The organism is Pseudomonas sp. PDM16 (genome assembly GCF_014851865.1).
Taxonomy (GTDB): Bacteria; Pseudomonadota; Gammaproteobacteria; order Pseudomonadales; family Pseudomonadaceae; genus Aquipseudomonas.
Genome location: NZ_JACVAM010000002.1, coordinates 1,048,786 through 1,063,359, shown reverse-complemented (window position 1 = coordinate 1,063,359; position 14,574 = coordinate 1,048,786). Strand labels below are relative to the sequence as shown.

Below are 14,574 nucleotides of genomic sequence, written 5' to 3'. Positions count from 1 at the left end.
CTCCTTTCCCGCAGTCAAGGACAGATAATGGACATCACGGTCGGACCGAACCCCAGGCTCTCTCTCATCAAATACGTCGGTTTGCCCGTACTGGTGGCTGTCGCCGGCTTCGTCGCCTTCAACGGCGTGTTTTTCTACAACGAAGCCGGTTACGCCACTCACGTACGCACCATCTTCGGCGAAGAGAAGATCGTCGACGATGTGGGCTACGCCACCAAATGGTTCGGCCGCGCCACGCCATGGAAGAAGGCGCTGAGCGTACAGTCCGTGCTCGGTGAGAATCATGAGGTTGACACCAGCTTCGACAACGACAGCCTGGGAGCCACCATCGAGGCCTTCCCCATCGTGTTCCTCGGCAACGTCGACGCAAAGGTCGAGTCCTCGGCGCGCTTCCGTCTGCCCAGCGGTGACCAGTTCCTGAAGATCGCCCAGGAATATCGCAACCCGGACAACTTCATCAAGACCGCGCTGGTTCCCGCCATCAAGGAAACCCTGCAGGCCACCGCTTCGCTGATGAGCGCCGATGACTTCTATGCCGGCGCCCGCAGCGAATTCGCCGCCGAGTTCGAAAACCAGCTGAATGACGGCCTGTACCTGATCAAGCGCAAGGAAGTACGCGGTCCGCGAGGCCACATCCCGAGTCAGACCGCGATCCTGCAGGCGGGTAGCGACCAGGGCACCTTCGGCGACAACAATGCCAGCCAGTTCATCACCGAGAAGGTCACCGACAACAAGGGCATCCCGGTGCGCAAGCAGCAGCAGTTCCGCAAATATGGCGTGGAGGTGGTCGAGGCACGCATCACCAACGTCGACCCCAATCCGCAGTACAAGCAGCGCATGGTCAAGGTCCAGCAGGCGCTGGCCGAGCTGGCCGTGGCCCGGCAGAACCGCCTCAAGGAAGAGGAAGAGAAACTGTTGGTCACCGCCCGCGGCGAGCGGGAAGTGGAAGCCCGACGCCAGGAAACCCTGCGCGACCAGATCGAGCGCACCACTCAGGCCGAGACCGAGAAGCAGCTGGCGCGGATCAACGCCGAGCGTGAAAAAGGCCGTGCCGAAATCGAGAAGCAGACCGCCGAGCTGCTGCGCGACAAGGCGGCCATCACCGCTGACGCCACCAAGATCACCGCCGACGCCGAGGCCTATGCGCGCAAGGCCGTGATCGAGGCGGACGGCGCCCTGCAACCGAAGCTCGACGCCCTGGTGCAGATCAATAAGGTGTGGGCCGAAGCCGCCTCCCAGGCACCGGTCCCAGGCGTGATGATGGGAGGCTCGGGCAACGGCGCCAGCGCCAGCCGCCAGGACGAGATCGGCCAGTTGATGGGCATCCTCGCCACCAAAGCCGCTCGCGACCTGTCGCTGGACATGAAGGTCAAGGAATAAGCCTCCGCATCACCCGAACGCCCCGCCCCGCGGGGCGTTTTTCATTACATCTCCCGCCTCGCCCCTCCACTTCCTTGATACGGATCAAGCCACGCACCCGGCTGGTGCGTACGCTGAAACCAGCGCCGGACGGTTCCGGCTCGCTCCCCAGCCGCGCGACGGAGGTCGCCATGAACGACATTCTTCTGGTGTGCTATTCGCGCACCGGCAATACCCGCCTGGTCGCCGACGAGTTGGCCAGGCTCACCGGCTGGCCGCTGGCCCTGATCCAGGATACCAAGCCCCGCGCCGGTGCCAGCGGCGACTGGCGCTGCATGTTCGACGCCTGGCTGCGCAATCGCCCCGACTATCGCTACGAGGGCCTGCCACTGGAGCGCTTCGACCACATAGTGCTGCTCACCCCGGTGTGGATGAAGGGCCTGGCCGCGCCGCTGCGCACCTTCCTCAGCGACCACGATCTGTCACGCAAGCGCATCTCGGTGGTCTGCACCCAGGGCGGCCGTGGCGGCTTCAACGCGGTAGAGGAGATCGCCACGCTGACCCGGCAGGTACCCTCGCCCGTGCAGATCCTGCTACAGAGTGAGGTGCTCAGCGGTCTGTCTCCACAGCGTCTGGAGGATTTCGTAGTACAGGTGCTGGCCTCGACCACCTACCAGCGCGATCGTCAGCGCCCTGCCTGGCTGTCCCCCGTGGCCTCCTGAAGAAAGCTCCAACAACGCCTCGCCATGCGGGGCGTTTTCTTTTGCGCACGCCAGTGCAAAAGCGGCACGTCCATGCAAGAGCGGGACGCATCGCCGCGCGACACTCCATGCTCCTTTATCTCCCTTCCGGAGCATCACCATGGCGACCACCTCAGTAGGCAAGCTGTTGCCTATTCCGCCCGACCAGACTCCGCTCCTGATCGAACAGACACCATAGATCGCTCGACTCGATAACGAAGATCACTCGGTCCTGATCTGCAACAGATTGCCGCCAAACACCACCGACCATTGATGCCAACACGCCCGGCCTATGGCCTGGCCATACCAGGGAGAACCGCCATGTCCATCGAAAAAGTCCTCTACCGCGCCTACGCCGAAGCTTACGGCGGCCGTGACGGCCGCGCCGTGTCCTCCGACGGCATCCTCGACGTCGCCCTGACCACGCCCAAGGAACTGGGCGGCGCCGGCGGCGAAGGCACCAACCCCGAGCAGCTGTTCGCCGCCGGCTACTCCGCCTGCTTCCTCGGCGCCCTGAAGTTCGTCGGCATGCGCGACAAGCTCAGCGTGCCGGCCGACTCCTCCATCGAGGGTGTGGTCGGCATCGGCGTCGTGCCCACCGGCTTCGCCATCGAGGTCGAGCTGCGCATCAGCCTGCCGGGCCTGGCCCGCGAGGCCGCGCAGGAGCTGATCCAGCGCGCGCACATCGTCTGCCCCTATTCCAACGCCACGCGTAACAACATCGACGTCACCCTCACCCTGGTCGACTAACAAGGAGCATCGACATGAACCGTCTCACTCTGCTCGCCTCGCTGCTGGCCCTGGCCACCGGCAACGCCTTCGCCGCCGGCAGCCCCGGCGTGGAACACAACACCCAGGTCTTTCTCGAAGCCCTGGAAGCCGGCGGCGGCAAGCCGCTGGAGACCCTCAGCCCGCAAGATGCCCGCGCCGTGCTGGTTGGCGCCCAGGCCTCGGTCAAGGTCGACCTGTCCGGCGTGAGCGTGTCGGAGAAGACCATCCAGGCTGGCGGCCAGTCGATCGCCCTGACCATCGTCCGTCCCGAGGGCGTGAAGGGTGAGCTGCCGGTGTTCATGTTCTTCCACGGCGGTGGCTGGGTGCTGGGCGACTACCCGACCCATGCCCGTCTGATCCGTGACCTGGTGGTGAACTCCGGCGCCGTGGCTGTCTACGTCGGCTACACGCCATCACCTGAAGCCAAGTATCCGACCGCCATCGACCAGGCCTACGCCGCGACCAAATGGGTCGGCGAACACGGCAAGGAAATCAGCGTGGACAGCTCGCGCCTGGCCGTGGCCGGCAACAGCGTCGGCGGCAACATGGCTGCAGTGGTCGCGCTCAAGGCAAAAGAAGCCGGCGTGCCGAAACTGCGCTTCCAGCTGCTGCTGTGGCCGGTGACCGATGCCAACCTGGAAACCGTTTCCTACAACCAGTTCGCCCAGGGTCACTTCCTCACCAAGCCGCTGATGCAGTGGTTCTGGGACAGCTACACCACCGATCCGAAGCAGCGCGCCGAGCGTTTCGCATCGCCGCTGCAGGCGTCCACCGAGCAACTCAAGGGCTTGCCGCCTACCCTGATCCAGACCGCCGAGTTCGACGTACTGCGTGACGAGGGCGAGGCCTACGCGCGCAAGCTGGACGCCGCCGGTGTCACCGTCACCGCGGTGCGCTACAACGGCATGATCCACGACTACGGCCTGCTCAACCCGCTGGCCCATGTTCCGGCCGTGCAGGCCGCCATGCGCCAGGCCGGCGTCGAACTCAAGCAGCACCTCAAATAGGAAGCACGACATGGCAGCGGATAGCACAGATGAAGTGGTCACCCTGCTGATCCGCCACCGCGTGCGCCAGGGCCAGCTCGACCCTTACGAGAGCTGGCTGCGGCGCATCGTCCAGGCCGCCCAGGGCTACCCCGGGCACCTGGGTGTCGACGTGATGCGCGGCAAGGAAGGCGAGCAGGCACTGTTCACCAGCGTGCTGCGCTTCGCCGGCGCCGAACGCCTGCAACACTGGCTCGGTTCCGACGAGCGCAAGCGCCTGATCGAGGAGGTCGGCCCGCTGCTGGCCGCCGACGAGGACCTGGTCCTGCACCCGGCCCGCGAGTTCTGGTTCACCCCGGAACAGGCAGCGAACCCGCCGCCACGCTGGAAACAGGCCTGCGTCACCTTCGCCGTGATCCTGCCGCTCAGTCTGCTGGTACCGCTGCTCTGGCAGCCGCTGTTCGCCGCCCTGCCCTGGCTCGGCGGCCACCTCGCCAGCAACACGCTGATCACCCTGACCATCGTCCTGCTGGTGGTCTATCTGTTCATGCCGCGAGTCACCCGTTGGCTCGCGCCCTGGCTCAATCGGCCCTGAACCCGGAGGCCCCATGCCCAACGACCCCGCCAACAACAGCCGACGCCGCTTCCTCGCCGCGTCTTCGGTCCTCGGCGCCGCCGGCGCGCTGTGGCCCGCCCTGCCGATCTTCGGCGCCGACAAAGGAGGCTCCATGCACCCCGACCTGATTCTGCACAACGGCCGCATCCACACCGTGGACCGGGAGAAACCCAACGCCAGCGCCGTGGCCATCCACCAGGGGCGCTTCGTCGCCGTCGGCAGCGATGCCGAGGTGATGGCCCTGCGCGGCGCCGGCACCCGCGTGATCGACCTGCAGAAACGCACGGTGATCCCCGGCCTCAACGACTCGCACCTGCACCTGATCCGCGGCGGCCTCAACTACAACCTGGAGCTGCGCTGGGAAGGCGTGCCCTCGCTGGCCGACGCCCTGCGCATGCTCAAGGACCAGGCCGAGCGCACTCCAACCCCGCAGTGGGTACGGGTGGTCGGTGGCTGGAACGAATTCCAGTTCGCCGAGAAGCGCCTGCCGACCCTCGACGAGATCAACAAGGCCGCGCCGGACACCCCGGTGTTCCTCCTCCACCTGTACGACCGCGCCCTGCTCAACCGCGCCGCGCTGCGCGTGGTCGGCTACGACAAGAACACGCCCAACCCGCCGGGTGGCGAGATCGTTCGCGATGCCAACGGCGAGCCCACCGGCATGCTCATCGCCCGGCCCAACGCGATGATCCTCTACGCCACCCTGGCCAAGGGTCCGAAGCTGCCGCTGGAGTACCAGGTCAACTCCACCCGTCAGTTCATGCGTGAGCTCAACCGCCTGGGCGTGACCAGCGCCATTGATGCCGGCGGCGGCTACCAGAACTACCCGGACGACTACCAGGTGATCGAGCAGCTGGCCAAGGACAAGCAGCTGACCGTGCGCATCGCCTACAACCTGTTCACCCAGAAGCCCAAGGAAGAACTGACCGACTTCCAGAACTGGAGCAAGATCGTCAAACCCGGCCAGGGCGACGACTTCCTGCGCCACAACGGCGCCGGCGAGATGCTGGTGTTCTCCGCCGCCGACTTCGAGGACTTCCTCGAACCGCGCCCGGACCTGCCCGGCACCATGGAAGCCGAGCTGGAGCCGGTGGTGCGCCACCTGGTGGAACAGCGCTGGCCGTTCCGCCTGCACGCCACCTACGACGAATCCATCTCGCGCATGCTCGACGTGTTCGAGAAGGTCAACCGCGACATTCCGTTCAACGGCCTGCCCTGGTTCTTCGACCATGCCGAGACCATCACGCCGAAGAACATCGAGCGCGTGCGCGCCCTGGGCGGCGGCATCGCCATCCAGCACCGCATGGCCTTCCAGGGTGAGTACTTCGTCGACCGCTACGGCGCCAAGGCCGCCGAGGCCACCCCGCCGATCCAGCGCATGCTGGCCGAGGGCGTACCGGTGGGCGCCGGCACCGACGCCACCCGCGTGGCCAGCTACAACCCCTGGACCTCGCTGTACTGGATGGTCAGCGGCAAGACCGTCGGTGGCCTGGAGCTGTATCCCCAAGGGCTGCCACGCGAGACCGCGCTGCAGCTGTTCACCCACGGCAGCGCCTGGTTCTCCAGCGAACAGGGCAAGAAGGGCCAGATCAAGGTTGGCCAACTGGCGGACCTGACCGCCCTGTCGGCGGACTTCTTCAGCGTCGAGGAAGAGGCCATCAAGTGGATCGAGTCGGTGCTGACCGTGGTCGGCGGCGAGGTGGTCTACTCGGCCGGCGAGTTCGATAAGCTCGGCCCGGCGCAACTGCCGGTACTGCCCGACTGGTCGCCAGTGGCCAAGGTACCCGGCCACTGGAAGCCGGCCGCACCGCTGGTGGCCGCTGTGCACCAGTGCGTCGGCAGCTGCGCCGTGCACGCCCACAGCCATGAACGGGCACGCCAGTCGTCGGTGCCGATCAGCGACTACCAGGGCTTCTGGGGCGCGTTCGGCTGCTCCTGCTTCGCCTTCTGATGCGAAGCCGCTCACGTGCCGGTCATTGAACCGGCGCGTGGGCTCTATCTCGCGGATCCCCGGCGTTGGGAAGAATTGCTATTCTGTTCTTCTTCCCCCAACGAGCCGATGCGACCGCAGCATGAAAAACGTGGCGATGCTTCTCTTTCCCGATGTCCTGATGCTGGACGTGGCCGGACCGATCGAAGTGTTCTCCATCGCCAATCGCTACCTCCCCGGCGACCGGCAATACCGCATCAGCACCATCAGCAGTACCAGCGACACCAACGTGCGCGCCTCCAATGGCCTGCACATGCTCGCCGAGCACAAACTGGCCGATGCCCCGACCAGCTTCGACCTGTTGCTGATCCCCGGCGGTCCCGGTGCCTACAACGGTGAACACGGCGAGCTGCTGCCCTGGTTGCGCAGCGCCAGTGCGGCCTCGCGCCGCTATGGCTCGATCTGCACCGGCGCTTTCCTGCTCGGCGAGGCCGGCCTGCTTGACGGCCGCCAGGTGACCACCCACTGGAACTACACCGAGCGCCTGGCCAAGCGCTTTCCCAACGCCTGCGTCGGCACCGACCAGATCTACATCAAGGACGGCGAGCTGATCACCTCGGGCGGCATTACCGCCGGCATCGACATGGCCCTGGCCATCCTCGCCGAAGACCATGGCAAGCAGGTGGCAGTCAGCGTGGCCAAGGTGCTGCTGGTGGCCACCAAGCGCCAGGGCGGACAGGCCCAGTTCAGCCCGATGCTGGCCGAAGTGGCGCGCGAGGAATCGCCGGTCAGCCGCGCCCAGCACTACGCCCTGGAGAACCTGGAAGAAGACCTCAACGTCGAGCGCCTGGCCGGTGTGGCCGGCATGAGCACCCGCCATTTCACCCGCGTGTTCGCTCGCGAGACCCGTCTCACACCCATGGAGTTCGTGCAGGGTGCACGCATCGACCGAGCCCGCAACCTGCTGGAGACCAGCGACCTGCCGCTGAAGACCGTGGCCTACCGCGCCGGCTTCCGCAGCGTGCGCTGCATGCGAGTGCAGTTCGGCGAGCGCCTGGGTCTCACCCCCGCTCAGTACCGCCATCAGTTCGGCTGACGACCTGTCTGTATCCGGCCCCCTGTTGGCGCTTCACGTCCCCACGGCTGCATTTGCTCGAAGGCGTAACGGCGCCATCATTCCTCCCACGCTACAGCGCCTTGCGGCGGGCCGGTCGACCTGGCTCGGCACGCATCTGCGTGCACGGCCATTGAGAACCTGGCCCCGCAGCGTCATTTCAGCATTCGGGAGGGAATCGCATGGGCGTCCGTGGGTCGACACCAGATTGCATGACTCCGCCACGGCTCATCCTGCAGGAGCCAGGCAGCGCGCCCATACGACTGGCGCCACGGCAAGAACGGTTGGCCAAGGCCTTGATAACCGCCAACCTCAACAACGGCATTTCCATGACCTGGCTGGCACGCGAATGCGGCCTGTCACGCAGCCACTTCTCCCGCGCCTTCCACGGCAGCACGGGGATGTCGCCACACCAGTGGCTGACGCAGAAACGCCTGGAACGCGCCAGGGAGCTGCTGCTCCACGAGCACGCCATCGTTCACATCGCCCAGGACTGCGGATTCGCCGACCAGGCGCATTTCTCGCGGGTATTCGCCCGGCAAACCGGCATGCCGCCCAGCCAGTGGCGGCTGGAGCGACTGCAGGCTTCGAACTGAGCGCGCGGCGGGCATAGCCGCCGCACGCCCCTGCCCTCACTTGCCGATCAGGGTGAAGTAGCTGGTCATCAGGTTGCGGTAGTTAGGGATGTGGTTGGACAGCAGGTTGCCCAGCCCTTCGATGTCGTTGCGCCAGTCGCGGTGCAGCTCGCACGCCACGCTGAACCAGTTCATCAGCTGTACGCCGGCGGCATTCATGCGCGCCCAGGCAGCCTGCTGCACGGTCTTGTCGAACGTACCGGATGCGTCGGTGACGACGAACACGTCGAAGCCCTCGGCAATCGCCGACAGCGCCGGGAAGGCCACGCACACATCGGTCACCACACCGGCGATGATCAGCTGCTTGCGGCCGGTCTTCTTGATCGCAGCGACGAAGTCCTCGTTGTCCCAGGCGTTGATCTGGCCGGGACGAGCGACGTAGGGCGCATCCGGGAACAGCTCCTTGAGTTCCGGCACCAGCGGGCCGTTGGGGCCTTGCTCGAAGCTGGTGGTGAGGATGGTCGGCAGGTTGAAGAACTTGGCCACGGCACCGAGGGCCAGGACGTTGTTCTTGAAGTCGCTGGGGGTGAAGTCCTGCACCAGGGAAATCAGGCCGGACTGATGATCGACCAGCAGAACGACGGCGTCGTCCTTGTTCAGGCGCTTGTAGGGAACGGACATGGCTGACACTCCTTTTTCGGGGTTTGAAATCAGACTTGCGGGGCAGCGAGCAGGTGGCGGATGCGCACCGGCTCGCCGGGTTGCTGGTAATGCCGTGCGGCGGCCTCGATACGCTGCTCGGCGCGGGTGACGCGGCCGTGGTGGCGCAGGTGATCCAGCCAGGACTCGTCGAAGAACAGTTCCTGCCACAGGCTCGGGTCCTCGCTGTCCTGCAGCAGCGCCCAGGAGAAGGCGCCGTTGCGCCGGCGCATGCGCCGCACGTCATGCATGGCCAGGCGGAAGGCGGCGGCATCCTCGGCGGCGATGCGGTACTCCACGGTGACCAGCACCGGGCCGCGCTCGCGATCCAGCGCCTCGTCCAGGATCGGCGTCGGCCAGTGCAGCGAAGGCGCGAGGTCGTCGGCCTGGGTGGCCGGCAAGGCGAACCACAGACGGGTCAGCGTGCCCAGCACTAGCAAAGCCCCGCCACCGGCGAAGGCCGCTGTCAGAGACAGCTCGCTGGCCAGCGCTCCCCAGGCGATGCCGCCGGCGGCCGAAGCGCCGAAGAACACCAGGATGTAAACGGACAGTGCGCGAGCGCGCACCCAGGACGGCACCGAGGTCTGCGCCGCCAACTGCAGGCTGGACAGCACGGCGATCCAGGCCGCGCCGCTGAGCAGCATCAGTGGCGCCAGCCAGGCGAACTCGCGTAGCCAGGCCAGACCGAACAGCACCGCCGCGTAGGCCAGGCTGGCGGCCAGCACCAGGGCATCACCACCGAAACGCGCGCGCAGGCGTGGCAGCAGCATGGCGCCGCCAATCGCGCCGAGGCCGACGCAGCCAAGCAGGATGCCGTAGTCCAGCGCGCTACCGCCGATCTCACGGCGCACCAGTGCCGGCAGCAGCGCCATGCCGGCGCTTGCTCCAAGGAAGAACGCTGCGGTGCGCACCAGCACTGCCTGCAGCGGCCGTGCGCTACGGGCATAACGCACACCGGCGCGGATCGCACCGAACAGTCGCTCGGCCGGCAGCACGCTCTCACTCGGGGCACGCTTCCACAGCAGCAAGGCAACTATCACGGCGAAGAAGGACACAGCGTTGAGGGCAAAGGTCAGCCACGGCCCGCTGAGGCTGACCAGGATGCCGGCCAGCGCCGGGCCGATGGCCCGCGCCACATTGACGCCCAGACTGGACAACGCCACCGCCGCCGGCAGCGCATCACGGTCGACCACTTCCGGCGCCAGCGCCGACCAGGCCGGCATCATCAGCGCGGTGCCGATGCCCATGCCGAAGGTCAGCAGCAGGAGCAACGGCACGTTCATCTGCCCACTCAAGGTGAGCAACGCCAGAGCCAGGGCGATGGCGGCCATCCACACCTGTACCACCAGCAGGTAGCGGCGCTTGTCGACGATATCGGCCAATGCCCCGGCCGGCAGCGCCAGCATGAAGATCGGCAACGCCGCGGCGACCTGCACGAGGGCCACCGCCAAGGGACTGGCCGACAGCGACGTCATCAGCCAGCCGGCGCCAACCTCATGCATCCAGGTCCCGATGTTGGAGGCGATACTCGCCAACCACAGCCAGCGGAACACCGTGCTCTGCAACGGCGCCCACGGCGAGACCGCAGGCGTATTCATTGCATTGTCCATGGGGCTTGCCCGGTGTACTGACGCGAATCGGTCCTGCTCATGGCAACCCCTCTGGCTAGATGGCCACACTATCCCCGTCTCGCCGGCGCCTGGATTGCATCGATGTGCTCTGTTGCTCGCTCCGGCACAGGCCTCAGCTGACGCGGGTCGATGCGGCATTGAAAGCCGCGGTCGCTGAACCGGCGCCTGGTGACAGCACATCGCGCCAAGAAATCTCCGGACACCCTGTCGATAGTGGCGACCCATCGTTACCGGAGATCCACCTATGCCCACTTCCTCCCTTCGTCGAGCCGCCTCGATACTTTCCCTTCTCCCACCCGCATCTCCCGCATGGGGCTTGCTGCTCCTGCGTGTCGGCGCCGCGCTGATGCTGCTTCTGGTACATGGACTGCCCAAGGTTCTGGACTGGAATGGAGAGCTACAACGTATCGAGGACCCGCTCGGCCTGGGTGCACACCTGACCCTCGCCCTGGCGGTACTGGCCGAAGTGATCTGCCCGCTTCTGCTCATCCTGGGCATCTGGGCACGCCTGGCCTGCCTGCCGGTACTGGCCGTACTGCTGGTGTCGCTGGCGCTGGTGCATCCGCAGTGGAGCCTTGAGCAGGGCCAGTTCGCCTGGCTGCTGTTGGTGCTCTACGGCGGCCTCGCCGTGACAGGTCCCGGCCCTCTGGTGATCAGGGCCGCACTGCGCCCGAGGCCAGCATGAGCCGCGCAGCCGCTCTGGCAGCCTGTGCACTAGCCTGCGCCTGCCCGCCTACGCGGCCGCCGAATGGTCTCTGCTGGCGCGCAACTTCCTGCTGGACAGCGACTACCGCGAGCCCGCCCCTGGCGGGCAGAGCCAGCGCCGCGAATGGGCACAGGGCTTCATCGCCAGCCTGTCAGGCGACCTCTTCGAGCATGGTGAGCTGGCCCTGGGCGCCGAGGCTCACGGCTTTCTCGGCTTGAAGCTCGACGGTGGCCGCGGACACGCCGGAGCCGGTCTGCTGCCAGTCGATGGCGACGGCGCCGCCGAAGACGACTACGCCAACGCCGGCGCCGCACTGCGCGCACGCTGGGGAGGCACCAACCTGCGCTACGGCGAAATGCAGGTGGAGACCCCGGTCCTGGACACCGGCGACAAGCGCCTGAGCCCCGAATACGCCACCGGCTGGATGATCGATAGCCGAATCTCCGACGACCTGTTGCTCCAGAGCGGGCGCTTCACCTCGTTCAAGAACCAGGCATCCAGCTCCGCGCGTGGAGACTTCATCGGCTACGGCGCCAGCACTCGACATGGAGGCCTCAGCCTCACCGGGCTACGCCACGGCTCTGCCGATTCACGCTGGCGCGGAGCAATCTACATCGGAAAGCTGGATGACACCTGGGTGCAGACCTACGCCAACCTCGGCACACACCAGGGGCGCTGGGTACTGGACGCCAACCTGTATCGCACACGCGCCAGTGGCGCTCAGCATGCCGGCGCCATCGACACCCTGGCCTACAGCCTGCTCGGCAGCCTGACGCTGGAGGCCCACACCCTGAGCCTGGCTTACCAGCGTGTGGAGGGCGATACACCGTTCGACTTCGTCGGCGGCGACTCCATCTACCTGGCCAACTCGATCAAGTACGCCGACTTCAACGGCCCAGGCGAACGCTCGTGGCAGTTACGTTACCAATGGAACGCAGCCGGGGCAGGCCTGCCCGGCCTGAGCCTGTCGGCGCGCTACGTGCGCGGGAGTCGCATCGACGGTACCCATGCACCGCACCCAGGTGCCTACCAGCACTACGATGCCGAGCTGGGCCGTTTCGTCCCTCAGCAGGGCCGTGGCGGTCGTCATTGGGAGCGCGATCTGGATCTGCGTTACGTCGTACAGGGCGGCCCGGCTCGCGACCTCACCTTCAGCCTCGCGCATGTCTCCCACCGGGCCAATGCCGCGCAGGGCAGCCCCGACCTGGATCGTCTCTACCTGATTCTCGAATATCCACTGTCGGGTCGTTTCTGAGGCACGAAACGACCCGGACATGGGCTCAGACGGCCGCCATGTATTGCTTGATCCGATCCCTCAACCAGATCTCGGCCGGATCGCCATCGTAGGCACCACTCCAGACCATCGACAGCTCGGACTCATTCATCTCGAACGGCGCATCATCAGCGCGCAGGCTGCCATCGTCGGCGAGGATGCAGGCCGCGTAGTCCGGTACCGTGGCAATCATGTCGGTATTGCGCAGCAGCGCGCGCAGACTGCCGAACTGAGGTACGGCGAGGACCACCCTGCGACAGCGCCCCAGACGCGCGAGGTCGTTGTCGATATTGCCGGACAGGTCGCCGGAGAACGACACCAGCGCGTGCGGCCGGGCGCAATACTCGTCCAGCGTCAGCGGTCCGGGGCGCGAGTCGCCACGCAGCACCTTGACGCCGATGTCGCGCAGCTTGCGACGTTTTACGTTAGCCGGCAGGTCAGTGGTGTAGCTGACACCGACCGAGATCTCGCCGGACGCCAGCAGACCAGGCATCAGCAGGAAATTGGCCCGACGCACCACCACCACGATGTTCGGCGCCTCGCGCTGCAACGCATTGAGCAGCGCCGGAAACAGGCCGAACTCAGCATCGTCCGAAAGCCCCAGGCGGAACACATTGGTGCTGGTGGACGGATCGAAGCTCTTGGCTCGGCTGACAGCTGCGGAGATCACGTCCATCGCCGGCCGCAGCTCCTCGAAGATGTGCAACGCACGGGTAGTCGGCTCCATCTGCCGACCGTTGCGTACCAGCAACGGATCGTCGAACAGATCACGCAGGCGGCTGAGCGCCGCACTGACGGTGGACTGGGTGATGAAGAGCTTCTCGCCGACCCGGGTGAGGTTTCGTTCGAGCATCAAGGCCTCGAAGATCACCAGCAGGTTCATGTCGAGATGACGCAGCTCGTTCCGGTTCATGAGGCCTCGTCCAGATATGCGAATTTTCCTGGCATTTGAACATAGCGCCAGGACCATCACTTGAACATTTGTGCGAATTCTAGTGCTTCGCATTCTCTGGTTGAGAAGCCGCTTTTTATCCTCTACGGTGAAATGGCGCCGCCACCGAGCGACGTTGAAATATGCTTTAAAAACAACGAGTAACCATATGATTCAATTAGGCGAAGCATGGCTCTCGGTGGAGCGACGGGAGGCCTTCCTGCACGGCAGGCCAGTGCGGCTGGGCAGCCGCGCGTTCACCATCCTGGAAGCACTACTGTCGTCACCCAATCGCCTGGTCACCAAGGACGAACTGATCCGCACCACCTGGCCCGACACGGTGGTCGAGGAGAACAATCTGCAAGTGCAGATCTCCACTCTGCGCAAACTGCTCGGCCTCGATCAGCAACTGCTGGAGACCGTGCCCCGGCGTGGCTACCGCCTCAACCTGGCACACGCCGCCCGCGACGACATGCCCACGGCCACAACAGCCGACTCGGAAGCCTGGAAGGCCCAGGCAAGTGTCCATGTGGTCGATGACGAGCCAGCCGTGCGCGCAGGACTGGTACGACTGCTGCGCTCCATGGGCATCAGCGCGACCGGCCATGATTCGGCCGCCGCCTTCCTCGCCAGCAGTGCCCTGGAAGCACCCACCTGCCTGCTGCTGGATGTGCGCCTGCACGAAGGCAGCGGCTTCGACCTGCAGGAAGAGCTGATCCGGCGCCAGGCCACCCTGCCCATCGTATTCATGACCGGCTTCGGCACCATCGACATGTCGGTCCGGGCAATGAAGGCCGGTGCCGAGGGCTTTCTGACCAAGCCGGTGGACGAGCAGCAATTGCTGGTAGCGGTACGCGAGGCCATGGAACAGGCTCACCGCCGACATGCCGAAAGTGCCCTGATCAGATCGGTGCGCAACCGCTATGCCGGGCTGACCGAACGTGAGCAGCAGATATTTGCGCTTCTGCTGAGCGGGCGACTGAACAAGGAGATCGCCAGCGAGTTGAGCCTGCAGGAAGTCACTGTCAAGGTGCACAAGAAGCACATCATGACAAAACTGGCCGCCAAGACCCTGGTGGATCTGCTGATGATCGGACGGGCACTCGGCATGCTCCCGACGCTCCACCAGCAGGCCGAGCTGGCCTGATCGATGAGCGTCGCCCATCGGTCTGCCATTGCACCCAGGCACAGAGGTATACCGGCGCATTGTCTATCCTTGCGTCTGCGCTTCATCACGCCAGGA

At 65.7% G+C, this 14,574-nt stretch carries 14 protein-coding genes; 11 read left to right on the top strand and 3 right to left on the bottom strand.

What is annotated here, in order from left to right; all coding sequences use genetic code 11:
* Window positions 1–27 precede the first annotated feature (27 nt).
* The 8 genes from IB234_RS11385 (at window position 28) to IB234_RS11350 (ending at window position 8,112) form a co-directional block, all read left to right on the top strand.
* Complete coding sequence (locus tag IB234_RS11385) at window positions 28–1,380, top strand: SPFH domain-containing protein (protein ID WP_192317551.1); 1,353 nt, start codon at window positions 28–30, stop codon at window positions 1,378–1,380.
* Between the two features lie 170 nt (window positions 1,381–1,550).
* A complete protein-coding gene (locus IB234_RS11380) occupies window positions 1,551–2,081 on the top strand; it encodes a flavodoxin family protein (RefSeq protein WP_192317549.1) in 531 nt (176 codons plus the stop codon).
* Between the two features lie 339 nt (window positions 2,082–2,420).
* Window positions 2,421–2,849, top strand: a complete 429-nt coding sequence (locus tag IB234_RS11375) for an organic hydroperoxide resistance protein (protein WP_192317547.1) — start codon at window positions 2,421–2,423, stop codon at window positions 2,847–2,849.
* A gap of 14 nt (window positions 2,850–2,863) precedes the next feature.
* Window positions 2,864–3,877 (top strand): alpha/beta hydrolase, encoded by a 1,014-nt coding sequence (locus IB234_RS11370; protein ID WP_192317545.1) that lies wholly within the window; start codon window positions 2,864–2,866, stop codon window positions 3,875–3,877.
* A gap of 10 nt (window positions 3,878–3,887) precedes the next feature.
* Window positions 3,888–4,451, top strand: a complete 564-nt coding sequence (locus IB234_RS11365; RefSeq protein WP_192317543.1) for an antibiotic biosynthesis monooxygenase — start codon at window positions 3,888–3,890, stop codon at window positions 4,449–4,451.
* A gap of 13 nt (window positions 4,452–4,464) precedes the next feature.
* The gene (locus IB234_RS11360) at window positions 4,465–6,423 is read left to right on the top strand and encodes an amidohydrolase (RefSeq protein ID WP_192317541.1); all 1,959 of its coding nucleotides are present in this window, start codon (window positions 4,465–4,467) and stop codon (window positions 6,421–6,423) included.
* A 121-nt stretch (window positions 6,424–6,544) separates the two neighbouring features.
* A complete protein-coding gene (locus IB234_RS11355; RefSeq protein WP_192317538.1) occupies window positions 6,545–7,498 on the top strand; it encodes a GlxA family transcriptional regulator in 954 nt (317 codons plus the stop codon).
* 230 nt (window positions 7,499–7,728) lie between these two features.
* A complete protein-coding gene (locus tag IB234_RS11350) occupies window positions 7,729–8,112 on the top strand; it encodes a helix-turn-helix domain-containing protein (RefSeq protein ID WP_192317536.1) in 384 nt (127 codons plus the stop codon).
* 36 nt (window positions 8,113–8,148) lie between these two features.
* Here the strand turns inward: IB234_RS11350 and ycaC are convergent, their stop codons facing one another.
* Window positions 8,149–8,772, bottom strand: a complete 624-nt coding sequence (ycaC, locus tag IB234_RS11345) for an isochorismate family cysteine hydrolase YcaC (protein ID WP_043310293.1) — start codon at window positions 8,770–8,772, stop codon at window positions 8,149–8,151.
* A 29-nt stretch (window positions 8,773–8,801) separates the two neighbouring features.
* The gene (locus IB234_RS11340) at window positions 8,802–10,388 is read right to left on the bottom strand and encodes an MFS transporter (protein ID WP_192317534.1); all 1,587 of its coding nucleotides are present in this window, start codon (window positions 10,386–10,388) and stop codon (window positions 8,802–8,804) included.
* A 277-nt stretch (window positions 10,389–10,665) separates the two neighbouring features.
* Between IB234_RS11340 and IB234_RS11335 the strand changes: the two genes are divergently transcribed.
* On the top strand, window positions 10,666–11,106 hold the full coding sequence (locus IB234_RS11335; RefSeq protein ID WP_192317532.1) for a DoxX family protein: 441 nt from the start codon (window positions 10,666–10,668) through the stop codon (window positions 11,104–11,106).
* Window positions 11,107–11,128: 22 nt separating this feature from the next.
* On the top strand, window positions 11,129–12,382 hold the full coding sequence (locus tag IB234_RS11330; RefSeq protein WP_192317820.1) for an OprD family outer membrane porin: 1,254 nt from the start codon (window positions 11,129–11,131) through the stop codon (window positions 12,380–12,382).
* A 25-nt stretch (window positions 12,383–12,407) separates the two neighbouring features.
* On the opposite strand, the gene IB234_RS11325 is transcribed toward IB234_RS11330, so the two are convergent.
* Entirely contained in the window at window positions 12,408–13,313 is a 906-nt protein-coding gene (locus IB234_RS11325; RefSeq protein WP_192317530.1) for a LysR family transcriptional regulator, read from the bottom strand.
* A gap of 187 nt (window positions 13,314–13,500) precedes the next feature.
* On the opposite strand from IB234_RS11325, the gene IB234_RS11320 reads away from it, so the two are divergent.
* Complete coding sequence (locus tag IB234_RS11320; RefSeq protein ID WP_192317528.1) at window positions 13,501–14,478, top strand: response regulator; 978 nt, start codon at window positions 13,501–13,503, stop codon at window positions 14,476–14,478.
* The last annotated feature ends 96 nt before the right edge of the window (window positions 14,479–14,574 follow it).